This is a genomic window from Petrimonas sulfuriphila (genome assembly GCA_038561985.1).
GTDB lineage: Bacteria > Bacteroidota > Bacteroidia > Bacteroidales > Dysgonomonadaceae > Petrimonas > Petrimonas sulfuriphila.
Map to the genome: position 1 here is coordinate 2,608,911 of CP073276.1, position 21,763 is coordinate 2,630,673.

General features: G+C 44.1%; 22 protein-coding genes. 7 read left to right on the forward strand and 15 right to left on the reverse strand.

Annotation, left to right across the window (positions count from 1 at the left end):
* Positions 1–9: 9 nt before the first annotated feature.
* Complete coding sequence (gene pgl, locus KCV26_10950) at positions 10–729, forward strand: 6-phosphogluconolactonase (GenBank protein WZX35815.1); 720 nt, start codon at positions 10–12, stop codon at positions 727–729.
* A 5-nt stretch (positions 730–734) separates the two neighbouring features.
* On the opposite strand, the gene def is transcribed toward pgl, so the two are convergent.
* The 4 genes from def to folB form a co-directional block, all read right to left on the reverse strand.
* Positions 735–1,292 (reverse strand): peptide deformylase, encoded by a 558-nt coding sequence (def, locus tag KCV26_10955; protein WZX35816.1) that lies wholly within the window; start codon positions 1,290–1,292, stop codon positions 735–737.
* Between the two features lie 16 nt (positions 1,293–1,308).
* On the reverse strand, positions 1,309–1,743 hold the full coding sequence (gene ruvX / locus KCV26_10960) for a Holliday junction resolvase RuvX (protein ID WZX35817.1): 435 nt from the start codon (positions 1,741–1,743) through the stop codon (positions 1,309–1,311).
* The gene (gene lptB / locus KCV26_10965) at positions 1,740–2,528 is read right to left on the reverse strand and encodes an LPS export ABC transporter ATP-binding protein (protein ID WZX35818.1); all 789 of its coding nucleotides are present in this window, start codon (positions 2,526–2,528) and stop codon (positions 1,740–1,742) included. The genes ruvX and lptB overlap by 4 nt, the downstream gene beginning before the upstream one ends.
* A gap of 88 nt (positions 2,529–2,616) precedes the next feature.
* Positions 2,617–2,976: a dihydroneopterin aldolase gene (gene folB / locus KCV26_10970; protein ID WZX35819.1), complete on the reverse strand. Its 360-nt coding sequence runs from the start codon at positions 2,974–2,976 to the stop codon at positions 2,617–2,619.
* An 82-nt stretch (positions 2,977–3,058) separates the two neighbouring features.
* Here folB and KCV26_10975 point away from each other — a divergent pair, with 82 nt between their 5' ends.
* The 3 genes from KCV26_10975 (at position 3,059) to KCV26_10985 (ending at position 6,815) form a co-directional block, all read left to right on the forward strand.
* Entirely contained in the window at positions 3,059–4,849 is a 1,791-nt protein-coding gene (locus KCV26_10975) for an aminopeptidase P family protein (protein WZX35820.1), read from the forward strand.
* A 63-nt stretch (positions 4,850–4,912) separates the two neighbouring features.
* On the forward strand, positions 4,913–5,431 hold the full coding sequence (locus KCV26_10980; protein ID WZX35821.1) for a gamma carbonic anhydrase family protein: 519 nt from the start codon (positions 4,913–4,915) through the stop codon (positions 5,429–5,431).
* A 4-nt stretch (positions 5,432–5,435) separates the two neighbouring features.
* A complete protein-coding gene (locus KCV26_10985; GenBank protein WZX35822.1) occupies positions 5,436–6,815 on the forward strand; it encodes an MFS transporter in 1,380 nt (459 codons plus the stop codon).
* 9 nt (positions 6,816–6,824) lie between these two features.
* On the opposite strand, the gene KCV26_10990 is transcribed toward KCV26_10985, so the two are convergent.
* The 11 genes from KCV26_10990 to KCV26_11040 form a co-directional block, all read right to left on the reverse strand.
* The gene (locus KCV26_10990) at positions 6,825–8,282 is read right to left on the reverse strand and encodes an MFS transporter (protein ID WZX35823.1); all 1,458 of its coding nucleotides are present in this window, start codon (positions 8,280–8,282) and stop codon (positions 6,825–6,827) included.
* A gap of 31 nt (positions 8,283–8,313) precedes the next feature.
* On the reverse strand, positions 8,314–8,508 hold the full coding sequence (locus KCV26_10995; GenBank protein ID WZX35824.1) for a hypothetical protein: 195 nt from the start codon (positions 8,506–8,508) through the stop codon (positions 8,314–8,316).
* A 65-nt stretch (positions 8,509–8,573) separates the two neighbouring features.
* Positions 8,574–9,821 carry a hypothetical protein gene (locus KCV26_11000; protein ID WZX35825.1) on the reverse strand — a complete coding sequence of 416 codons (1,248 nt, stop codon included), beginning with the start codon at positions 9,819–9,821 and terminating at the stop codon, positions 8,574–8,576.
* A gap of 23 nt (positions 9,822–9,844) precedes the next feature.
* On the reverse strand, positions 9,845–11,251 hold the full coding sequence (gene uxaC / locus KCV26_11005; protein ID WZX35826.1) for a glucuronate isomerase: 1,407 nt from the start codon (positions 11,249–11,251) through the stop codon (positions 9,845–9,847).
* Positions 11,252–11,363: 112 nt separating this feature from the next.
* Positions 11,364–11,864, reverse strand: a complete 501-nt coding sequence (locus KCV26_11010) for a hypothetical protein (protein ID WZX35827.1) — start codon at positions 11,862–11,864, stop codon at positions 11,364–11,366.
* A gap of 257 nt (positions 11,865–12,121) precedes the next feature.
* A complete protein-coding gene (locus KCV26_11015; protein WZX35828.1) occupies positions 12,122–13,012 on the reverse strand; it encodes a hypothetical protein in 891 nt (296 codons plus the stop codon).
* A gap of 232 nt (positions 13,013–13,244) precedes the next feature.
* Positions 13,245–14,159, reverse strand: a complete 915-nt coding sequence (locus KCV26_11020) for a glutaminase (protein WZX35829.1) — start codon at positions 14,157–14,159, stop codon at positions 13,245–13,247.
* Between the two features lie 107 nt (positions 14,160–14,266).
* On the reverse strand, positions 14,267–15,301 hold the full coding sequence (locus KCV26_11025) for a hypothetical protein (protein ID WZX35830.1): 1,035 nt from the start codon (positions 15,299–15,301) through the stop codon (positions 14,267–14,269).
* 69 nt (positions 15,302–15,370) lie between these two features.
* Positions 15,371–15,952, reverse strand: a complete 582-nt coding sequence (locus tag KCV26_11030; GenBank protein WZX35831.1) for a DUF3267 domain-containing protein — start codon at positions 15,950–15,952, stop codon at positions 15,371–15,373.
* A 169-nt stretch (positions 15,953–16,121) separates the two neighbouring features.
* A complete protein-coding gene (gene rho / locus KCV26_11035; GenBank protein ID WZX35832.1) occupies positions 16,122–18,098 on the reverse strand; it encodes a transcription termination factor Rho in 1,977 nt (658 codons plus the stop codon).
* A 277-nt stretch (positions 18,099–18,375) separates the two neighbouring features.
* Positions 18,376–19,425 (reverse strand): hypothetical protein, encoded by a 1,050-nt coding sequence (locus KCV26_11040; GenBank protein WZX35833.1) that lies wholly within the window; start codon positions 19,423–19,425, stop codon positions 18,376–18,378.
* 206 nt (positions 19,426–19,631) lie between these two features.
* On the opposite strand from KCV26_11040, the gene KCV26_11045 reads away from it, so the two are divergent.
* The 3 genes from KCV26_11045 to KCV26_11055 are packed head-to-tail and all read left to right on the forward strand — an operon-like array spanning position 19,632 to position 21,757.
* Positions 19,632–19,820: a hypothetical protein gene (locus KCV26_11045; GenBank protein ID WZX35834.1), complete on the forward strand. Its 189-nt coding sequence runs from the start codon at positions 19,632–19,634 to the stop codon at positions 19,818–19,820.
* 40 nt (positions 19,821–19,860) lie between these two features.
* On the forward strand, positions 19,861–20,733 hold the full coding sequence (locus KCV26_11050; GenBank protein WZX35835.1) for an electron transfer flavoprotein subunit beta/FixA family protein: 873 nt from the start codon (positions 19,861–19,863) through the stop codon (positions 20,731–20,733).
* A gap of 4 nt (positions 20,734–20,737) precedes the next feature.
* On the forward strand, positions 20,738–21,757 hold the full coding sequence (locus tag KCV26_11055; protein ID WZX35836.1) for an electron transfer flavoprotein subunit alpha/FixB family protein: 1,020 nt from the start codon (positions 20,738–20,740) through the stop codon (positions 21,755–21,757).
* Positions 21,758–21,763: the final 6 nt, after the last annotated feature.

Genomic DNA, 21,763 nt, shown 5'->3' on the forward strand with positions numbered 1-21,763 from the left:
GTCAAATATATGCAAACAAAAATATTCAATACAAAAGAAGAACTGAACCGTGCGTTTACGGATTACCTGAAGGAGATACTAAAAGACCGGGAAAGGGTTACAGTAGCATTATCGGGAGGCTCCACTCCGAAATCACTGTTTGATTACTGGGCTCAACGCCATGCAACCGATATCGACTGGAAAAGTGTTTTCCTGTTTTGGGGAGACGAACGTTGCGTGCCGCCCACCGATGAGCAAAGCAATTACAGGATGACCCGGGATCATTTACTCGATCATGTGGCCATCCCGGAAAGAAATATTTTTCGTATCAAGGGGGAAAATGACCCTGCTGCCGAAGCACAAAGATATTCTACCTTACTGCAAATGGAAGTAGAAACGGTGGATACCGTTCCTTCGTTTGACCTGGTTATTCTGGGGTTAGGCGATGATGGACACACGGCCTCCATTTTTCCGCACGAAATCGACTTATGGGAAAGTGCAGATTTATGTGTGGTGGGAACACATCCCGACAGCGGACAAAAACGGATAAGTTTGTCGGGAAAAGTAATTAATCATGCTCAGCGAGTGGCGTTTTTAGTTACGGGAGATGGCAAAGCTGAAAAAGTGAAACAGATCATTGAATCGGGAAAAGAAGTAGCCGCAGCTTATCCGGCTGCCAAGGTAAAACCCCTGACCAACAACCTGGTATGGTTTTTGGACAAAGAAGCGGCAAGGTTATTGGGAAAGTAACGTTATTACACCGTTTTTACTCGGTAGTGGCAGCTTACCTTTCCTTTCTCCATGTTTGATAACTTGCTTTTTATCATTCGTTTGCGCAACGGGGAAATACGGTCGGTAAACATGATTCCGTCGAGATGATCGTATTCGTGCTGGATAACACGAGCCATATAACCGGTGTATTCTTCATCGTGCGGCTGCAGATCTTCATCGAGATATTGAATGCGGATTCTTTCTTCACGCGGCACTTTTTCATGGATACCCGGAATGCTCAGGCATCCTTCTTCCACCCATTCCAACTCACCGGTTTTTTCGGTTATCTCTGCATTGATAAACACCTTCTTGAAACTTTTGAATTCAGGATGTTCATTATCTGCCAGCGGCTCCAGGTCAACGACAAAAATACGGTCTTCCAAGCCTACCTGGGGGGCGGCAAGCCCAACGCCGTCGGCACTGTACATTGTTTCATACATATTGTCAATCAACTCCTTCAGGTTGGGATACGTTGCCGCATCAATCTCTTTGGCTGTTTTTCTTAAAAGGGGGTGTCCGTACACGTATATGGGTAAAATCATTGTTTGAGTTTATGAGTTATTGCCTTCTTTCTTTTTTATAAATCAAGCTTTCCATATATCCCTGCAGGATTATGGTGGCACTGATTTCATCGATCAAAGCTTTGTTTCTTCTGTCTTTTTTCTTTAAACCGCCGTCAATCATTGTTTGTTGAGCCATTTTCGATGTAAACCGTTCATCAAAACAGACAACATCCAGATGAGGGTATAATTTTCTGAGCTGATCGGCAAACTGCTCTATTTTCGGCAGGTTTTCCGACGCTTCGTAGTTCATTTGCCTGGGTAATCCAATAATTACTTTTTCAACTTTCTCTTTTTCAAAATAAGACCGCAGAAAGTCGAAAATCCCGGCGGTATCCACCGTTGTCAGTCCGTTGGCTATGAGTTGTAACGGGTCACTGACCGCAATACCTGTTCTTTTTTTCCCGTAATCGATAGCGAGGAGCCTGCTCATGGCAACATTTCAAAATTTTTGCGGCGCAATTCAAAATCCCGACCCAGGTATTTCTCCCTTACGACCGGGTTCTCCGCCAGTTCTTCCGCCGTCCCCTGAAACAACACCCTGCCCTCGAAAAGCAGGTAAGCCCGGTCGGTTATGCTCAGCGTTTCATCGACGTTGTGGTCGGTGATCAGGATGCCGATGTTTCTGTATTTAAGTTGTGCCACAATCGACTGAATGTCTTGAACGGCAATTGGATCGACCCCTGCAAAAGGTTCGTCGAGCATAATGAACTTGGGATCAATAGCCAGGCACCGGGCAATTTCAGAACGACGGCGTTCTCCTCCCGACAAACGGTCGCCCAGGTTTTTCCGTACTTTTTCCAATCCGAATTCGGTAATCAACTCTTCCAGTTTTTTCTTTCTTTCTTCAGGGGTTTTGTTGGTAAATTCCAACACCGACTTGATGTTGTCTTCCACCGTCATTTTCCTGAAAATAGAGGCTTCCTGGGCCAGGTAACCTATCCCGTACTGTGCCCGTTTGTAAACCGGATATTTGGTAATGTTCTGATCGCCCAGGTATATGCTTCCTTCGTTAGGAACAATCAGTCCCACAGTCATGTAAAACGTGGTGGTTTTTCCGGCCCCGTTAGGACCCAGCAAGCCGACAATTTCGCCTTGTTTCAAATGGATGGAAACGTGGCTTACTACTGTCCTTTTACCATATTTTTTTACCAGGTTTTCGGTACGTAGCACTAACTGCCCGTCAGGTACTTCGGCTTGTCTCGTCTCGTCGTTCATTACTTATCGTAAATTTATGCAAAGATAATAAATCATTTACGATTTGGAATTTCGGATGGGGGATTTATGCCTTTTTTACATCTATAGCCTATTCGTTGTCCGTGATAATTATTTCCGAAGCTTCCATCTCTCCGCTTACGGGCGGATTTAGTTTGGCCAGGCGTACTTCGAGGGAGTTAATTCGGGGAAATGATCTTTTTATTTCCGAGAATATTCGTCCAGCAACATGTTCCAGCAATTTACTGGGCACAGCCATTTCTGCTTTCACCAGATCATAAACCGCCGCATAATTGACCGTATCAGCCACGTTATCGGTCTCAAAAGACCTGGAAACCTCGGCAGTGAACGTTACGTTAACCACAAAATTATTCCCGATAATTTTCTCTTGCGGGAGTACGCCATGGTAGGCGTAAAACCGCATGTTTTTTAGGTTGAAGGAGGTTTGCATAAATGATTCATCTTGTTAATAGCGCCAAATGTAAGAACAATTTGTTAAATTTGTGGTTTATAAAATGAAAAAAATACCCAACATGAGTACATCAACCATTTCTGAACGATTAATCGCCATAAGAAATTTTATGGAAGCAGCCAAGCTGGATGCATTTATAATTCCCAGTACCGATGCGCATTTGAGCGAGTACCCGCCGAAAAGGTGGGAGTCACGCAAGTGGATAAGCGGATTTACCGGTTCTGCCGGAACAGCTGTTGTGACCAAGAAAAGAGCCGGTGTCTGGACAGATTCGAGGTATTTTCTTCAGGCAGCTGACGAGTTGGAGGGGACGGGTTTTGACTTGTTTAAAATGGGACAACCCGGCACACCTGAAATGACCGCATGGATCGTTGAACAGGTAGGTAAGGGTGGAACAGTAGGAATCGATGGGCTTGTTTATGCCGCATCCGATGCCAAAGCATTGAGATCCGCGTTGGAAGCTAAAGATATACGGCTGGAGACCACACTCGACCCGTTCGCTGAAGTGTGGAAAGACCGTCCGGAAATTCCCGGGAACAAGGTTTTTCTTTTGTCTGAAGAGATCACCGGAGAATCCACTAAAAGCAAGATCGAGAGAATCCATGACGAACTCGACAGATTGGGTGCCGACGGGTTAATTGCTGTTACCCTGGATGCCGTAGCCTGGATTTTTAATATGCGCGGCAGCGATGTTGATTTTAATCCGGTGGCTGTTGCCTATGGCTACGTATCAAAAAAAGAAAGCGTACTTTTTGTAGATGAAGAAAAACTGGACGACCTTACCAAAAATACTCTCTTGAAACAAGGAGTGAAAATTGACGATTACGACCGGGTTTTCAGCTATGTCGCCAATTTACCCGAAAACACTGCCGTTTGCCTTACTGGCCATAAAATCAATTACAAGTTGTACCAGACCCTTTCGGCAACGTGCAGGATCATCGACGTTCCCTCGCCGGTGGACTTGATGAAAGCCGTTAAGAATGAAACTGAACTCAACGGATTCCGCCATGCCATGGTTAAAGACGGGGTGGCTTTGGTGAAGTTCTTTATGTGGCTCGAAAAAGCGGTGCCCGAAGGAAGCGTAACGGAAATTACGGTAGATGAAAAGTTACGTGAATTTCGTTCACAACAGGAATTGTTTGTGGGTGAGAGCTTTTCAACCATAGCGGGATATGCCCGGAACGGAGCCGTTATCCATTATCGCGCCCAACCCGACACTTGCCTTAAAATAGAGCCAAAAGGTTTGTTGCTGATCGATTCCGGTGGCCAATACAAGGACGGTACCACCGATATCACCCGTACGGTAGCCGTGGGTAAACTTACTAAACAAATGAGGGAGGATTACACCAACGTACTGAAAGGACATATCGGTATTGCAACGGTAGTTTACCCCGAAGGAACGCGGGGTTCGCAACTCGACGTTCTCGCTCGTAAAGCGTTGTGGGATAATTGCCAGACCTACTGGCACGGAACAGGACATGGCATCGGACATTTTCTCAATGTGCACGAAGGGCCCCAGAACATTCGTCTCGAGGAAAACCCAACGGTTTTGAAGGTGGGTATGGTCACCTCCAATGAACCGGGCATTTATCGCACCAACGAATACGGGATCCGGATCGAGAACCTTATTGTTACACAAGAATATAATAAAACAGAAGATTTCGGTACATTCTATAATTTTGAAACCATCACGCTTTGCCCGATTGACACCAAACCCATAGTGAAGAAATTACTGACAAAAAAAGAGATCAAGTGGCTCAACTCATACCACGAAATGGTATACAGTAAGTTAAAGAAACACTTGAATAAAACAGAAAAAGAGTGGTTGAAGGAAAAGACACGGCCTATTTAAATTGGGGTTGGTGGTTTGAAAGTTAAGATCGGAAGTTGAAAGTTAATAACCCATACATTTAATATGGCAATAATAAAATCAGTTCGCGGACTCACCCCGGAAATTGGCGATAATACTTTTTTAGCAGAAACGGCGGTTGTTATCGGTGACGTTGTGATGGGCAAGGATTGTAGTATCTGGTACGGAGCCGTGTTACGGGGCGATGTCAATTCCATTCGCCTGGGGGATCGTGTGAATGTACAGGATGGAGCGGTTATTCATACGCTTTATGAAAAATCGGTTTCTATCCTTGGCAGCGATGTGTCGGTTGGACATAACGCTATCATTCACGGCGCAACAATCGAAAACGGTGCACTAATCGGGATGGGAGCTATTATCCTTGATCATGCCGTGGTGGGTGAGGGTGCCATTATAGCAGCCGGCGCACTTGTCTTGAGCGGCACGCAAGTGGAGCCCGGAAGCATTTATGCGGGTGTCCCGGCAAAATTTGTAAAGAAAGTAGATCCCGGACAATCGAAAGAGATGAATCAAAAAATAGCAGCTAATTACTTGATGTATTCGGGGTGGTATAAAGAGTTATAAACACATGTCCTGGTCAAAAAAACAATTGTCCACGTTGATTACCGTTTCCATTACCTCGTTCATGGGAACGTTTCTGATATCATCCATTAATATTGCCTTGCCTGCTATTGAAAAAAGTTTCGCGCTTAATGCCGTTTCACTCAGCTGGATCATTACCGGCTTTTTAGTGGCCACCGGTATGTTTCTTCTGCCAGTAGGTAAGCTGGGCGATATTTCGGGCAATGTACGACTCTTTAAGTTGGGACTGATCGTTTTTACGCTTGCGTCGATGTTATGCGCAATTTCGCCTTCAGGCATCTGGCTTATCGCTGCCCGTTTTGTACAAGGTGTAGGGTCGGCTTTTACCAGTACCACCGGACAGGCTATCCTGGTAGCTAATTTCCCTGCTCGTAACCGTGGACAGGTGATAGGTATTTCAGTGGCGTCGGTTTACACCGGGTTGGCAACAGGTCCGTTTATCGGAGGATTTTTAACACAGGCCTTGGGCTGGCATTCGTTGTTCTATGTGGCAGCTGTTCTGGGAATATTGTCTACGGCCATAGCTTTTTCTTTTCTGGAAAAAGATGTGGCTGTTCATGGAGGCGAAAAGAAAATTGATTTACGGGGGACGTTTGTGTTTATGCCGGGTTTAATAGCGTTAGTTTACGGTTCATCGCATATCCCCTCCAGTTCCGGTTGGGCTCTTATGGCTTTTGGTATCATCCTGTTGGCCCTGTTCTGGATAATTGAGAGCCGGGTGGTTTACCCTATGTTTGAGACACGTCTTTTTACGCACAATAAGCTTTTTGGCTTTTCTAACCTGGCGGCTCTAATCAATTATACGGCTACCTCTGCCATTGTGTTTTTCCTGAGCCTCTATCTGCAAAAAATCCAGGGGCTGTCACCCCGTGATGCGGGTGCGGTCATTATAGCCCAACCGGTTATGATGGCACTGTTCTCGCCCGTAGTGGGCCGCCTTTCCGACAAAATCCAGCCGCGTTACTTTGCAACGCTAGGGATGGCAATGTGTTCGGCTGGATTATTCGCCATGTCTTTTTTCACTGCTGCAACTCCGTTATGGTTAATTGTTTCGATATTGATTTGGGAAGGGCTTGGCTTTGCCTTTTTCTCATCGCCCAATATGAATACCATTATGAGTTCAGTGGATAAGAGCCGTTACGGTCAGGCATCAGGGACAGCATCTTCGATGCGTATTTTTGGACAAATTGCAGGAATGACTATCGTCACGTTCTTTTTTGCTTTCTATTTTGGAAGCAACACCGTGACAGAGGTTACCGACACTGTTTTTCTTACTGCCATGAAATGGGGTTTCATAACCTTTACTCTGATCAGCCTGGTGGGAATTTATTTTTCATTTACACGAGGCAATGTGGAGAGACAATAACCCCTTTTGTTACATATCTGTGATCAGTTGATACTTCGGAACCAATGACTTCATGATGGTCCATCCTAAGAGATAGGCTACGGCACAGAAGATGAAGATGATGAAATATCCCGATTCAATTCCTTCATAACCCAAGAATTTCAAGTTGGTGTTGGCTGCATGATCGAACAGTACGCCGGAGCTCTTGTTGATGAAGAAGGAACCCACACCTCCTGCCATACCACCGATACCGGTGATGGTTCCCACCGCATGTTTCGGAAACATGTCACTCACGGTGGTGAAGATGTTGGCCGACCAGGACTGGTGTGCGGCAGCAGCGATACCGATAATGATTACCGGCAGCCAGACCGAGAAACCTCCCAGTGGCTGTGCCAGCAGGATCAGCAGGGGGAAAAAGGCGAAGAGCAACATGGCACGCATGCGCCCCTGATAAGGGTCCAGCTTTTTCTTTTCCATGAAATAGGCCGGGAAATAGCCGGCTGCAAAAACCGATATCATGGAGATGGCATACACCACAAATACGTGGGGTGCGCTCTGAGTGGAGTCAAGACCGTAAACTGAACTGAGGTATGCCGGTATCCAGAACAGCAGGAACCACCATACTCCATCAGTAAGGAATTTACCCACAGCGAACGACCAGGTTTGTTTGTATTTGAATGCTTTGTTGAAGGAGACTTTCTTGCCGGCATTCTCATCGGCCTTCACCCTTCCTTCTGTAGCGTCGGTCGCATCATCCTGGTTGATATAGGCCAACTCGAGGGTATTCACTTTTTTACTCTTTTCCGGTTTGTGGTAAATAAATACCCAGAAGCCCATCCATATGAAGCCAAGGGCACCGATCACGATGAAGGCCATTTCCCAGCCCCATGCTTTTGCAATGAAAGGAATGGTGAGGGGGGCCAACAGAGCACCTATCTGTGCACCCGAGTTGAAGATACTGGTGGCATAAGCCCTGTCTTTCTTGGGGAAGTACTCGGCGGTGGCCTTGATGGCGGCGGGGAAGTTGCCTGCCTCGCCGATGGCCAGTACCAGTCGCGCAAACACGAAGAGGGTGACACTCACGGAAACCACCAGCGATACGTCTCCTACTGTGCCGATAGCCTGACGTGCACCGTGGAAGCTCATGGTCCACTCGCCTGCAGTAATACCGGCAGTCAAGAGGCCGCAGAAAGCGTGCATCACCGCACCGAACGACCATACACCGATGGCCCAGAGAAAACCCTTCTTGGTATCCATCCAGTCGATAAATTTACCGGCGAAGAGCATCGATACGGCATAAAAAATGGAGAAGAGCCCCGTGATGGTACCGTAGTCACTGTTGGTCCAGTGGAACTCCGGTGCGATAAAGTCGGCCCAAGTCAGTGACAGTACCTGCCTGTCGAGGTAGTTCACTGTGGTGGCCATAAACAGCATCACAACGATGGTCCACCGGTGATTGGTCATCTTTCCTGTTTGTAGATTACTCATGATTTATTTCTGTTATTAAGTTAATGAATGATTATCTGTTGTTCCGAATGATGGCCAGTCCCTGGCGGCATAATACGGAGATTTTTCCCCACTCGCCTGCTTCGATCACTTCTTCCGGGAAGAGGTTGGAACCCATTTCCACGGCGGTGACACTGGCCTTGGACCAGACGATGAGGTTATTCGATTGAATAAATCGCCGGTATCCGGGGGTGGCTAACCGCAACATGATCTTCCCTGGAGGTTACGACTTTTTGCATGAAATTTTAAGTATTTATGTGACGTTAATTACGTTTATAAATTGAAAAGCCTTTTCAGGTGCCTGTCATAAATGTTTTCTTCCACGCAGGATCCGATTATGTCTGCATATTGTTTAAGTGCATCGGTGTATTCATTTTCCAATTCTGCAGCTACTTTATAAGCTACGTGAATGAGTTGTCGGAAGTTGGAATTGTAGTCGGGATGTCCAGGGATATGGCGCAATGTGTTCGCGAATTTTTCACTCGACCATCGGTTAACTTCCTCCACAGAAGGAAGTTTAGTGGAGTCTATATCAATGACATCAGCGTAAGGCGCACACAGTTCGTCTTTCCGGTTGTATGAACCGGCATAAATCTTTTTGGCCAGCGCCAATGCTTCACCTCCAGCCACTGCCAGGCCTATGACTTCTTCGAGCCACGTGGTCCCGGCCGTCTTCAGGTGTAATCCCTTATCGTACTTGCGTATTATTTTTGCCATTATCGGATAAATGGAGAATTTATCACTGCCGGAGTGAACGCTCAATTTCAGTTCTTCGGGAAGCCCGAATTCTTTTACTGCAAAATCAATTACCAGCACATCTTCTTCGAATTCCTTTTCAAATTGAGTCAAATCTCCCACATAATCAACACCTTTATTGAAACGTCCGGTAAATTTTGGCGCAATGGTCTGAGCAGGAACACCCTTGTCTGCCAGCATCTTAAGAATAAAAAGCATTTCGACAGGGGTTTGTGGCGATTCCACTTCATCCATCGATACTTCCGTGATAAAATTGTTTGCACCCTTTTCGTTTTTCAGGAAAGTGTAAATGTCGGCTGCCTGCTGAGTGGCAGCTAAAAATTTACAGGCAATATTTCTCAGTAAATCTTCGGTTATCTGAAGGGGCATACTCATACCCGGTATGCTTAATTTCCCCAGGTATTTTTTGCAGGAAGATAAAAATCGGTTCACTTCTTCTTCAGAACTTTGTTTACCGATAAACGATGCGACATCCAGTGTGAAAAAATCAGCAGATGCAACAAAAGGCCCTACTGTGTTGAGGTTAATATGATCGGCATCGACAAAGTATTTACCTGTAAAATTAAGGTTTTGCGCGGCGGAATCGGCTTCTTTTCTAACGTCTTCCGGCTTTGAATGTACGTAAATGTGCTCCCTGTTCGATTTATTCCATACGGGACTAATGTTAACTCCTTTGCTGTTTGCCTTTATTATGGCTCTCAACTGTGCTTCTCCCTGATGAGAAAACCGGTCACCGGTTCCGATACTGAATTTTTCTAGTTTCATGCGGTTATATGTTCATGTTTTTATTAAAAGTCAAAGAATTTTTTTGCGTTGTAATAAGAGATGTTTTCTACCATTTGTCCAAAAAGATCCATTTCTGATCTGGGCAATAAACCGTTTTCGATGTCATTTCCGATAAGGTTGCACAATATACGGCGGAAATATTCGTGCCGGGGATAGGAGAGGAAACTGCGCGAATCGGTAAGCATCCCTACAAACCTGCTTAACAGCCCCAAGTTGGATAATGAATTTATTTGTGCTTCCATGCCCGTTTTTTGGTCCAGGAACCACCACCCTGAGCCAAACTGCATCTTTCCTGCCACGGAGCCGTCCTGAAAATTCCCTATCATGGTCGCCAGCATGTCGTTATCCTTCGGGTTGAGATTGTAAATAATGGTTTTGGCCAATTTATTGTTTTTATCCAGCTGGTCAAAAAAGCGACTCATGGCTTTTGCTACATTGAAATCACCAATGGAGTCGAATCCTGTGTCAGGTCCTAATTGATTAAATAATCGGGTGTTATTGTTGCGGATAGCTCCATAATGGAACTGCTGTGTCCAGCCTTTTTCCCAATCCATAACAGCCCCTTCGTAGAGCATAGCCGATTTGAATTTAAGAACTTCTTCCTTTGATAATTCACTTCCTCCATACACTTTATCGAAAATGTTTTCTATTTCTGCCGTCGTGTAAGGCTCGGCATAAAACTCCTCTACTCCGTGGTCGGATAACTTACAGCCGGCAGAAGCAAAGAAATCGTGACGATTTCTTAGTGCTTCAATTAAGTCGTTGAAATTGATAATGTTGATCCCCGATATTTCGGATAATTTTTCAACATAAGCCCTGTATTCAGTCGGCTTTTCTACGGCCATGGCTTTGTCCGGTCGCCAGGTAGGCAGGACCTTAATTTCAAAACCCTCGTTCTTTAAAGCTATGTGATGTTCCAGCGTATCGGCGGGGTCATCGGTTGTGCAAACCACCTCGACGTCGTATCTTTTCATTAGCCCTCGAGCAGAGAATTCAGGGGTTCTGAGTTTTTCCGTACACGTATCGTAGATTCTTCTGGCCGATTCCGGGTTAAGTAATTCTTCCACACCAAAAGCCGTTTTCAACTCCAAGTGGGTCCAGTGATAGAGTGGGTTGCGCATGGTGTAGGGTACGGTTTCAGCCCATTTTTCAAATTTTTCCCAATCCGACGTGTCTTTACCTGTACAATAGCGTTCGTCAATTCCGTTGGTCCTCATGGCACGCCATTTATAATGATCGCCCTCAAGCCAGATTTGCCCTAGGTTGTCGAATTTCCGGTCAGCGGCAATATGCGCGGGATCCAGGTGACAGTGATAATCGATGATCGGTTGTTTTTTTGCGTGTTCGTGGTACAATTCCCTGGCGGTATCCGTTTGCAGGAGAAAATTTTTATGGATAAATCTTTTCATACGGCGATATATTATTTGTTTACGTACACAGTCAATCTCATAAAAGAGATTTAATTTTCCAAAATTAATCATTTATTTTAAGGTGGCAAGGAGGAGGATAATAAAAAATGGATCATTCCTGCCCGTACGCTTTCTTTATTCTGTCCACTTTCTCTTTTCGCTTGCGGGCTTTATAGTTCTGGATGGTGCGTATGGGATCAGCATCGAACCCGGAGTAGGGAGGAATGATTTTTCTGAGTTTATACAGCCATTCGGCAGAACCTTCGCCGATAGAAATTCCGGTACCGTAATCTCCACGGGTATATTGTACCCATTGCGTAATGCTGCGCGTATCTGGAACGGCATTGAATTTCCCATTGGAATAATCAATTTTTGCACGGTTTAATTGACGGGTACCGATGTTTGTAACATTCAAGTTGAGATGAACTTCGTATTCTTCCGGCGGATGCAGTACTTGAATCTTATCGTATTGGGTGGGTAATTTTGTGGCAGGAGAAACTTTTAGTACTTCCTGGTTATCTTGCGGCAATACCTGAATGTTCGCGCGTTTGGGTTGATATTGTATCGGTTTCTGTTCGGGCACAGTTAGCGATTGACGAAGTTTTTTCTTCATTTCGTCGTTAAATTCCTGCGCGTTGAGTTTTGATGCTGCTGTCGCGGCAATAATGCACAAAGAAAAGAGGAACGTTATTTTTGTCGTTTGCCCGATGCTAAAGCGTTAATTACGGTTCTACACAACAGTAAGACGCATTTTAGCGAAAAACGCTGCACAAAAGATTGTTAAATATTTGCCGTAAAAAGTTAAGTTTCACAAAGTTCTGATCCGTTGTCTTGCTTATCCTCCTGTTCCTCAGGACTTTTCTGTTGTAATTATTTCTCCATAGAAAAGCTCCGGGAACCGATGAGGCTACCGTCAGCAAAGATATCGGCTTTGTAAGTTCCGGGCATGAGGAACTCTTCGATATCCCAATACATGGAAACGGGAATCTCTTCACCGCCATATTCCACGATCCGTTTCATGGAGTACTGGAGGTTGCCGTTTTCGTAAGGGAAGGTACTGCCCGGGTTTTTTGTCAACACACCGCCATCGGGCGACATTATGCGAACATAGATGATCCTTTCGCCGGGCTCGGCAGTAATATTTTTGGTAATAAGAAACGAAACAACGAACTGCGAGCTGCGGCTCAACCGTTTTTGCTCCCTGCCGCGGTCATTCACTGCTTTTACGCTTACTCCCGTAGCATCGAGCTTGGAAGCGAGGGTGACTTTTTCACTTAATTGTTCTTTTTCTTGCGACACTTGATTCAAGGTGCGGCTGGTTTGCTGATATTGTTTTGTGATTTGTTCGTTTTTGGCCTGCAGTTCAGTATTTAACCTGTGTAGTGAATCAATTTGCTGGACATAGGACTTGAGCACTTTGCGCAAGGTTGCCAGTTCGTCTTTCAGTCGTTTTATCTCGGCTTTGTTGGCTGCATCGGTCATGCGCAGTTGTTCCTGTAGCCGTTGTACTTTAGCCTGTTCGTTTTCCAGCTTGTAAAGCAGTGAATCGTTTTGAACACTGAACTTGAATCCTTCGTATTGCATGGAAATAGCTTCGTACTCATCTTCAAGTTCCTGTTTGTCAACGGTGAATTGTTGTTCCATTGTATTTATCTGCCTGTTTTTACTGACAATGTAGATAACGGCAATGGCTAATATCAGTGATAAGACCCCGATGATGGCAATTAATTGCGGGGTACGTTCTTTAAAATCTATTTTCATGCACTTGTTCTTTTATTTTTTCATGAAAGTCGTGTGTGCCTCGCATCCCGATAAGCGTGGATCCATTTATACGGGAGATGTTCAATTTACATGCTTGCTTCATAAAAAAATGAAAATTCTGTATTTGTGCACAAAAATAAGGTTTTTCATATAAAAAGACAATTGTTAAAAGATGATTTTTATAAATTTAAGATTTATTGTTGGCTGTTGCCCTTTAGGCTTCTTTGTGTTATTAAAAAATTGACAGTTTAGTTTTTGTTGTAAATTCTTCCAGAAAAAGCATTCCTTTGTAGGAGTTTCCTTTTTTGTTGAGGCGCGGACTCCAAACGGCGATTGCATATTTTTCGGGATGCACGGCTACGATGCCACCTCCAACGCCGCTTTTTCCGGGCAGTCCTACTTTGAAAGTAAACTGGCCGGCTTCGTCGTAGAAGCCGCAGGTTTGCATGAGTGCATTGGTACGTTTGGTACGACTGGGCGACAAAATTTTTTCTCCCGTGTGCGGCACAATGCCATTATTGGCAAGAAACAGAAAAGATTCCGATAACTCTTTACAGTTCATTTCGAGGGAGCAGATGCTGAAATAGAGATCCATCACTTTTTCTATGTCGTTTTTGATGTTTCCAAAAGCTTTCATCAGGTTAACGAGTGCGTAGTTGCGAAATCCGGATTTTTTTTCGGAATGTGCAACAAGGGGGTTGTAATCGATGGTGCTGCTTTTTGTTAGGCTACGGATAAATGAAAGCACATTCTCCCGAGGAGAAGCAAGCTCGTCGACTAAAATATCACACACCACAATGGCTCCTGCATTAATGAACGGGTTTCGCGGAATTCCTTTGTCGTATTCCAGTTGTACGAGTGAGTTGAAAGGTGTTCCTGCAGGTTCCAGGTCCATCCGTTCCCAGATATTGCTTTTCACCCGGGAGTAGGCAAGTACGAATGAGAATACTTTGGCAATGCTCTGAATGGAAAACTTGACATCGGCATCACCGAAAGCGAAATATTCACCATTGACCGTAATCAGGTGTACACCAAATTGATTTGGGTTAACGTGAGCCAGTTCGGGAATGTAATTAGCCACCTGGCCAATGTCTTCAACACGTTGAAGTTCGTTGTAGATTTCCTGGAATGTTTTTGAGTAATTCATATTAACGGTTAATTTTAGGGTTTAACGTTCAATGTTCATTATTGCGTTTGACAATAGCAACAAGAGGTTGTTCAACAGGACATGAAACATACATGTCGTAAATCACTTTACTGAAACTGGAGATATACCGGCCTTGGTTGTAACTTCATCAATTCCTCCGGTGTTAGCAGGTGATTCGGTGATTCTTTGGTGTCGTTTTTATAGAAAAGTTTAAAACCGGTGAACTGTATAGGTTCAGGGTGGATAAACCGGTTATACGTACTGTATTTAAGTTCGGGGCGGCCGAACCCGTCCATATTGATTACGATCTGTACTTCGGGACTAAGCTTGATGTTTTTGTAATGGGTTACCATCCCTTTCGTGAAGCGATGGACGATCAATATTTTGGGTGGAAGGTTGTAGTCCTGCACAAGTTCAGCCAGGTATGCAGAGCAAAAATTAATGTCTTCGGCATCTAAAGTGCCAATTTTTTTGCCGGGAGGCGTGCCGTCTTTCATCGAAAATTCGGGATCAATTCCCAAATGCACGTGCGGCATCAGCAGATACTTTTCCAATTGCGGAATTTCCAGCTCCACCGTGCTTAATCCCACCTGGACATCGAGAAAAACCAGCGCATCGTGCATTTTGGCAATAGCGAGCGCAGAATCGATCTGCTGTTGCGGCATCCGGTAACGGTATTTTCCGTCACTCCAGGGCGTTCCTTGTGCAACTACGGCAATGTAATGAATGGCAGGTACGACAGGTGTTTTCGGATCAGCTTGTTCCCATGCTTCCGTTTCCTTAAGCAGTCGACTCCACATTTCTTCAGGAGGATATTCTCCCAAAACACCCATATTTTTCGAATAGAGGTTTCCGTAGTAAGCCACTACCCGGTGATAAGGTAAAACAGCTCCTTCAAGAGGCAACGGTTGGTTTTGTACAGGCCATAAGCCGGTTGTGTCGCCGTTGGCGATGTAGTTAAGTAAATCATTGTATTCGGCTTGATCCACCGGCTTTTGATTTTTTATATCTTCTTTTTCGATGTTTTCCAAAGTAGAAAACGGAGGGGTATCAGCACTTTTAGCGGATGAATCCGATCTGCCTTTGCAGGCAATAAAACCAAATAATAGGATTAATACAAGAGGGAAGATTAATTTTCTCATTCAGTAATAATTTAATGCATAGGTTTATATATTCAAAATTCAATCGTAAATTGATTTTTTTGTAGGGTATTATCTTTTTCTGAAAACGAAACATCCTGCTTCTGACGGATGGTCTTGGGCATAATCGGTAGGCTTTTCTTCCCACAGCAGGTGGGCAATCATAAGATCACCAATAGCAGATACGATAAAAACAATGCCCAAAAATGTTACTAAATATTTACCAATAAATAAGCCTGTGATGGCAGGGCCCAATCCAAGAATAACAGCGGGAGTGAGCGCTCCGAAAAGGTAGTGCCTTATTTTAAGCGGCTCTGTGCAATGGCAATAGGGGGTAAGAAATGGCGCCATTATGCCGAAACGGATGGCGCGAAATCCCCGCTTGGCAAACAGAGCGAACGAAATGCCGTGGATGAGTTCGTGAAGGACTATTCCAATAAGGCAAGCGATGAAAAACAGGGATCCGTCCCGTAGAATTTTTATCGGAGAAAAATCCGTACGGAAATAATCCAGCAAATGGTTTCCCCAAAAAAAAGAATGAATGCCTGTGAAGACAACAAAAACGGGAATCAGGACTATAATTCCCAATTTATTGGCTTTTTCAATGCTGATGGTTCTCAGAACTTTTTCGTAATCTTTTTCAGTGAATGTCACGTAATCCTTTTTTTGCAAATTTAACCCATAAAACAAAGAGATCGTCTCAAAATAAACATCAATCTCCCAAGAAATGAATATCTGAATTTGTTCCCAGATAGGTATCCGAATAGAAAGAGGGTGAAACCACATTGTGATACACCCTCTTGAGATTGGTTTATTTCTTGTATTAATCGTTCATCGAAATCAGGAATTCTTCGTTGTTTGATGTTCTTTTCAGCCGGTTGAGCAGGAATTCCATTGCTTCTGTCGAGTTCATGTCCGACAAGAAATTGCGCAATACCCACATCCGGTTAAGCGTTTCTTCGGAAAGTAACAGGTCGTCACGACGGGTGCTGGATGCAATGATGTCCACCGCCGGGAAAACTCGTTTGTTGGATAGTTTTCTATCGAGTTGGAGTTCCATATTGCCCGTACCCTTAAATTCCTCAAAAATAACATCGTCCATTTTTGAACCGGTTTCGGTAAGAGCAGTAGCGATGATGGTCAGTGATCCGCCATTCTCAATGTTTCTTGCCGCTCCAAAAAAACGTTTGGGCTTTTGTAATGCGTTGGCATCCACTCCTCCCGACAACACTTTCCCTGATGCCGGCTGAACCGTGTTATATGCCCGTGCGAGGCGTGTGATGGAATCGAGCAGAATAACAACATCGTGTCCGCATTCTACTAAGCGGCGTGCTTTGTTGAGAACAATGTCGGCAATTTTTACATGTCGTTCTGCCGGTTCATCAAATGTAGACGCAATTACTTCTGCGTTAACGCTGCGCTCCATATCGGTAACTTCTTCGGGGCGCTCGTCAATGAGCAGAATAATCATATATACTTCGGGATGATTGGCTGCAATAGCATTGGCAATATCCTTGAGCAACATGGTCTTACCCGTTTTGGGCTGAGCGACAATCAGGCCTCGTTGTCCCTTGCCGATGGGCGAAAACATGTCGACTACCCTGCACGACAGATTATCATTATACCCCTTGGTGAGGTTGAATTTCTGATCCGGAAACAACGGTTTCAGGTGGTCGAAAGGTACACGGTCGCGTACTTCCTCAGGCTTTCTTCCGTTTATCTTGTCTACTTTTACCAGAGGAAAGAATTTTTCTCCTTCTTTTGGCGGACGGATCGGACCCTCTACCACATCCCCTGTCTTCAGGCCAAACAGGCGGATCTGAGATTGGGAAACATAAATGTCGTCCGGTGAAGACATGTAGTTATAGTCCGAAGAACGCAAGAAGCCATAGCCGTCACTCATGATCTCCAATACACCCGATGCATTCAAAATTCCTTCGAATTCGTAAGCAGGTTCCTTTTGCTGTACAACGGTTTGTTGCTGATTTATATTCTTGCTTTGTTGCGGTTGCTGCTGGCGGGGCTGGATAGGTGCTGGAGTAATAAGTTCTTGCAAAAGAGATGCTTTCTTTTCAATAACAACCGGTTTTTCCATCACTTCTGTTTTGAGAGCATCTTCTATGGGTTCCTCAGGAACGACCGGTGGTAAAGTTACCGGTGGAACCTGTGAGATTCGTTCTCTTTCACGGTGTTTGGATGAACGAAAGACAAGCTGTGTCGGTTTTACGGGAGGAGTAGGTGTCGCTTCAGCTTTTGGCTGATCCACCGGAGCACTATCCGTTACAACCGCATCCGGAATGATTGCAGGATGTGCGGAAACTACGACAGCGTGCTGTTTTGGTTCCTGTTTTTTAACTTCATGCGGTTTGTTTGTACTTTGAACTTGCTTGTTGTTTTGGACAGGGTTTTCTTTTGGAACCCGGGTTAGAGTTTTTACCTCCGGTTTTGGCTTTTCTTGTTCCTTCTCCTTCTCCTTCTCCTTCTCCTTTTCCTTTTCCTTTTCCTTTACTTCTACTTCTGTTACAGGCTTTCTATCTTTCTCTGCTGGGCGGCCTGTCTCTGCTTTGACTTCTTGCTTCTGCGTGTTGTTTTTGTTCTCAATTGTTTTTCTCCCGTTATTTGGTCTGGGATGCGGGGCTGGGCTCAGATTTTTTGTTCCGGCGATAGCTTGCTCATCAAGGATTTTGTAGATTAACTCTTCTTTTTTATACGCATCGGGTCTTCGTATACCCATTTCTTTGGCAAGAGCTCGTAATTCTGTGGTTAGCTTTTCGTTAAGCTCAATAATGTTATAAGCCATTTAATTATTTGTTAAAAAAACGTTTAGGTTTTATATTTTAATGATTGAAACTGAGTTTTTATATATAATGTTTGAAGGAAACAAGGCTATTCCGAACAATGATTAAAAAACTCAATATGGTTTTATTTTGAATTGTTGAGTGAATATCCGTAGAATATATTCACTTATCTTTGAAGATTCTGGTGCAAAGGTAATGTTTTTTTTGAAAACAAAGGAAAAAGGAAGATATATTTTTACTAAAAATTCCCATTAAGCAGTTCGCCAACAGGAATTTTTTTCATTTTATCTGCATGTTCAACTTATTGGATGTGTTTCTTCGACGTTCTATTTCATTTTTAAACAGGAGCGACCGCCGTCTTTCCAACGAACCGCTTGTGGTTGATTGCAGAAAGAGGTCGACTGCTAAGACGGCCCACTTATACGCGCTGTCCATATCATCAAGCATTTCGTAACCCAGTGCTATATTGTGTGCAGCTTTTGCCTGGTTTAGCTTGTTTTTTTCCTTTGTGTAAAATTCGTTCCATTTTTCAATGGCATTGAACCACTGATTATTCTTGGCAAAGACTTCTCCTTCACGCATCCTGGAACTCATTTGTGTGTAGTACCAGCGGTCTTGATTCTCCCAGTGCGGCGAAAATACTTTCGTCATTTTTTCCGCTGCAAACACGGCAAGCTGTTTCATTGCTTCTTCTTGTGAAGGGACAATCAAGTCGGCGTAAGCACGGCCGTCATGAATATCATATCCTTCCCATTTCATGCTGTCGGTAAACTGAACCACCGGGATTTTACCTTCCATCGATGGGAGATACACACGAATTACCGATTGTATTCTCCCGGTTAAACCAGCATAATTGTACCCTTCCTGTCGGAAAAAGTCGGTTCTGTCGGTTTGTAAAATCAGTTTGTCCAGCGATATGATTGCGTCAGTGGTAGTTGCATTCCGCAGTTCATGCATCGTTTCGGGCGTTATGGGAACTTCCTGCCAGAAATCATTATCACTTCTCAGCGGTTTCTGGTAATATTTAACAGCATTAAAATACTCTTCTTCACCCAAAAATTGAGACAATGCTTCCGTATAAAAAATAGCCACACTGTCCGCAGATACTTTTATTCTGTCGGATTGCTTTTTTCCCAGTCTTTTGATGTTATGTCCAATTTCATCAGGCTGCTGAACCACGTTGTTTACCACCAATACCGACTTCACTTCCGTTGGAAGAGTAACCTGCGCCGGTTCGCGCGTCTCGATAGACATGTACTGAATACCGGCACAATTACTGAAAAACAGGATGGAAAAAAACAATATACCAGAGAAAACTAAATGTTTCATAGACAAATTTGGTCTGAATAGGTTGAGATTTTATGAGTCAAAATTACAAATTTATTTAGAAATTGTTTTGTATTTTACGAATGATATGATTTTGTTTTATTCTTTTATGTTGTTTTTTACTTTTTTATACCGCTGAACTTTCATTTTTTTTAAACCACTTTCCATTACGATGCGAAATAAAAATTAAACACCATTAAAAAAATGACATGAAAGATCAAATAGCTTATTTTAAACCGATTCAAGAATTCAACGGCTGCGATTATTGGATACAAAAGAAAGAAATAGGTTTAATGATGTTTGTATTGGATTTAATTTTTACACAAAAAACACTTTTTTGTGCAATTTTTTCGATAGTTGTTTCAAATTTTGTTGGTGAAGCTGAATTCTTTCTGTAAATTTGCCGTCTCCAAAAGAACATAAATAAACATATAGGAAATGGCATTTAACATTATTGTGTTGGCAAAGCAGGTTCCCGATACGCGCAACGTTGGGAAAGATGCGATGAAAGCCGACGGAACAGTTAACAGAGGAGCGCTGCCGGCTATTTTTAATCCGGAAGATTTGAATGCGTTGGAGCAAGCTCTTGGAATCAAAGATCAATATCCCGGGACAAAGATTACCGTACTAACCATGGGGCCTGCCCGCGCTGCAGAAATCCTTCGGGAAGGATTATTCAGAGGTGCTGACGACGGTGTGCTTCTAACGGATCGTGCTTTTGCCGGCGCTGACACTTTGGCTACATCTTATGCCTTGTCGATGGCCGTTAAGCAGATGGGTAATTTTGATATGATTATCTCCGGCCGGCAAGCTATAGATGGCGATACTGCGCAGGTTGGGCCACAGGTGGCAGAAAAGCTGGGCATTCCTCAAATTACGTATGCTGAGGCAATCGAGAGCATCGATAAGAAGAAAATCCGCGTGAAACGTCGTCTCGAAAATGGGGTAGAGGTAGTGGAAGCCCCCCTGCCGTTATTGGTCACTGTAAACGGATCGGCCAGGATTTGCCGTCCGCGTAACGCAAAATTTCTGCAAAAATACAAACACGCTAAAACCGTTACCGAACGTCAAACTGAAAATATCGATTATATCGATTTGTACAATGCACGCCCATACCTCAATTTAACGGAATGGAGTGTCGCTGATGTAAATGCTGATCCGGTTCAATGCGGATTATCGGGTTCTCCAACCAAAGTAAAGAAAATAGAGAACGTTGTATTTCAGGCAAAGGAAAGCAAACGACTGACCGATGACGATACCGAACTGGAAGACTTGATAAAAGAATTAATAGCTAATCACACAATTGGTTAAAACAATGAATAACGTATTCGTATACCTCGAAATAGAAGACGGCACGGTTGCAGAAGTGAGCCTGGAACTACTTACCAAGGGACGCACTCTGGCCAGCCAGCTGGGTTGCAGACTCGAAGCTATTGCCGCAGGAGACAAGCTCGACACCATTGAGAAACAGGTTTTTCCATACGGTGCAGATGTTCTCCATATTTTTAAAGACAAACGCTTGTCGCCATATACTACCTTGCCGCACACATCCATCCTGGTGAATCTGTTCAAAAAAGAAAAACCGCAAATTTGCCTGATGGGGGCTACCATCATCGGGCGTGATTTGGGCCCGCGCGTATCATCGGCATTAGGAAGCGGCTTAACGGCCGATTGCACATCGCTTGAAATTGGCGATCACGAAGAGAAAAAAGTGGGCAAAGTTTACGAAAACCTGCTTTATCAGATTCGTCCAGCTTTCGGTGGAAATATTGTAGCGTGGATCATCAATCCCGACCATCGTCCGCAAATGGCGACTGTTCGCGAAGGTGTGATGAAAAAGGAAATTGCCGATCCGAATTACAAAGGGACGGTGGTAGAGCACGATGTGAAAGACTATGTTTCTCCGGATGATTTTGTGGTTTCCATCATCGACCGTCACGTGGAAAAATCGAAAGTCAATATCAAAAATTCGCCCATCATTATATCCGGGGGATACGGTGTAGGTTCGAAAGAAAATTTTCAGTTGTTGTATGATTTGGCAAATGTTTTGGGAGCTGAAGTAGGGGCATCACGTGCCGCCGTTGATGCCGGATATGCCGAACACGAACGTCAAATCGGACAGACCGGTGTTACCGTACGCCCTAAACTGTATATCGCTTGCGGTATTTCGGGACAGATTCAACACATTGCCGGAATGCAAGAGAGTTCGCTGATCATTTCCATCAATAACGACCCTAGTGCCCCCATTAATGCTATTGCTGATTACGTCATTACCGGCGATATCGAAAAGGTAATTCCGAAATTGATCAAGTATTATAAGAAAAATTCAAAATAAGAAGAA

What these genes read in the sequence shown, in the direction of transcription:
- pgl (WZX35815.1), top strand. Translation starts at nt 10, where the DNA reads ATGCAAACAAAAATATTCAATACAAAAGAAGAACTGAACCGTGCGTTT.
- def (WZX35816.1), bottom strand. Translation starts at nt 1,292, where the DNA reads ATGATTTTACCCATATACGTGTACGGACACCCCCTTTTAAGAAAAACA.
- ruvX (WZX35817.1), bottom strand. Translation starts at nt 1,743, where the DNA reads ATGAGCAGGCTCCTCGCTATCGATTACGGGAAAAAAAGAACAGGTATT.
- lptB (WZX35818.1), bottom strand. Translation starts at nt 2,528, where the DNA reads ATGAACGACGAGACGAGACAAGCCGAAGTACCTGACGGGCAGTTAGTG.
- folB (WZX35819.1), bottom strand. Translation starts at nt 2,976, where the DNA reads ATGCAAACCTCCTTCAACCTAAAAAACATGCGGTTTTACGCCTACCAT.
- KCV26_10975 (WZX35820.1), top strand. Translation starts at nt 3,059, where the DNA reads ATGAGTACATCAACCATTTCTGAACGATTAATCGCCATAAGAAATTTT.
- KCV26_10980 (WZX35821.1), top strand. Translation starts at nt 4,913, where the DNA reads ATGGCAATAATAAAATCAGTTCGCGGACTCACCCCGGAAATTGGCGAT.
- KCV26_10985 (WZX35822.1), top strand. Translation starts at nt 5,436, where the DNA reads ATGTCCTGGTCAAAAAAACAATTGTCCACGTTGATTACCGTTTCCATT.
- KCV26_10990 (WZX35823.1), bottom strand. Translation starts at nt 8,282, where the DNA reads ATGAGTAATCTACAAACAGGAAAGATGACCAATCACCGGTGGACCATC.
- KCV26_10995 (WZX35824.1), bottom strand. Translation starts at nt 8,508, where the DNA reads ATGTTGCGGTTAGCCACCCCCGGATACCGGCGATTTATTCAATCGAAT.
- KCV26_11000 (WZX35825.1), bottom strand. Translation starts at nt 9,821, where the DNA reads ATGAAACTAGAAAAATTCAGTATCGGAACCGGTGACCGGTTTTCTCAT.
- uxaC (WZX35826.1), bottom strand. Translation starts at nt 11,251, where the DNA reads ATGAAAAGATTTATCCATAAAAATTTTCTCCTGCAAACGGATACCGCC.
- KCV26_11010 (WZX35827.1), bottom strand. Translation starts at nt 11,864, where the DNA reads ATGAAGAAAAAACTTCGTCAATCGCTAACTGTGCCCGAACAGAAACCG.
- KCV26_11015 (WZX35828.1), bottom strand. Translation starts at nt 13,012, where the DNA reads ATGAAAATAGATTTTAAAGAACGTACCCCGCAATTAATTGCCATCATC.
- KCV26_11020 (WZX35829.1), bottom strand. Translation starts at nt 14,159, where the DNA reads ATGAATTACTCAAAAACATTCCAGGAAATCTACAACGAACTTCAACGT.
- KCV26_11025 (WZX35830.1), bottom strand. Translation starts at nt 15,301, where the DNA reads ATGAGAAAATTAATCTTCCCTCTTGTATTAATCCTATTATTTGGTTTT.
- rho (WZX35832.1), bottom strand. Translation starts at nt 18,098, where the DNA reads ATGGCTTATAACATTATTGAGCTTAACGAAAAGCTAACCACAGAATTA.
- KCV26_11040 (WZX35833.1), bottom strand. Translation starts at nt 19,425, where the DNA reads ATGAAACATTTAGTTTTCTCTGGTATATTGTTTTTTTCCATCCTGTTT.
- KCV26_11045 (WZX35834.1), top strand. Translation starts at nt 19,632, where the DNA reads ATGAAAGATCAAATAGCTTATTTTAAACCGATTCAAGAATTCAACGGC.
- KCV26_11050 (WZX35835.1), top strand. Translation starts at nt 19,861, where the DNA reads ATGGCATTTAACATTATTGTGTTGGCAAAGCAGGTTCCCGATACGCGC.
- KCV26_11055 (WZX35836.1), top strand. Translation starts at nt 20,738, where the DNA reads ATGAATAACGTATTCGTATACCTCGAAATAGAAGACGGCACGGTTGCA.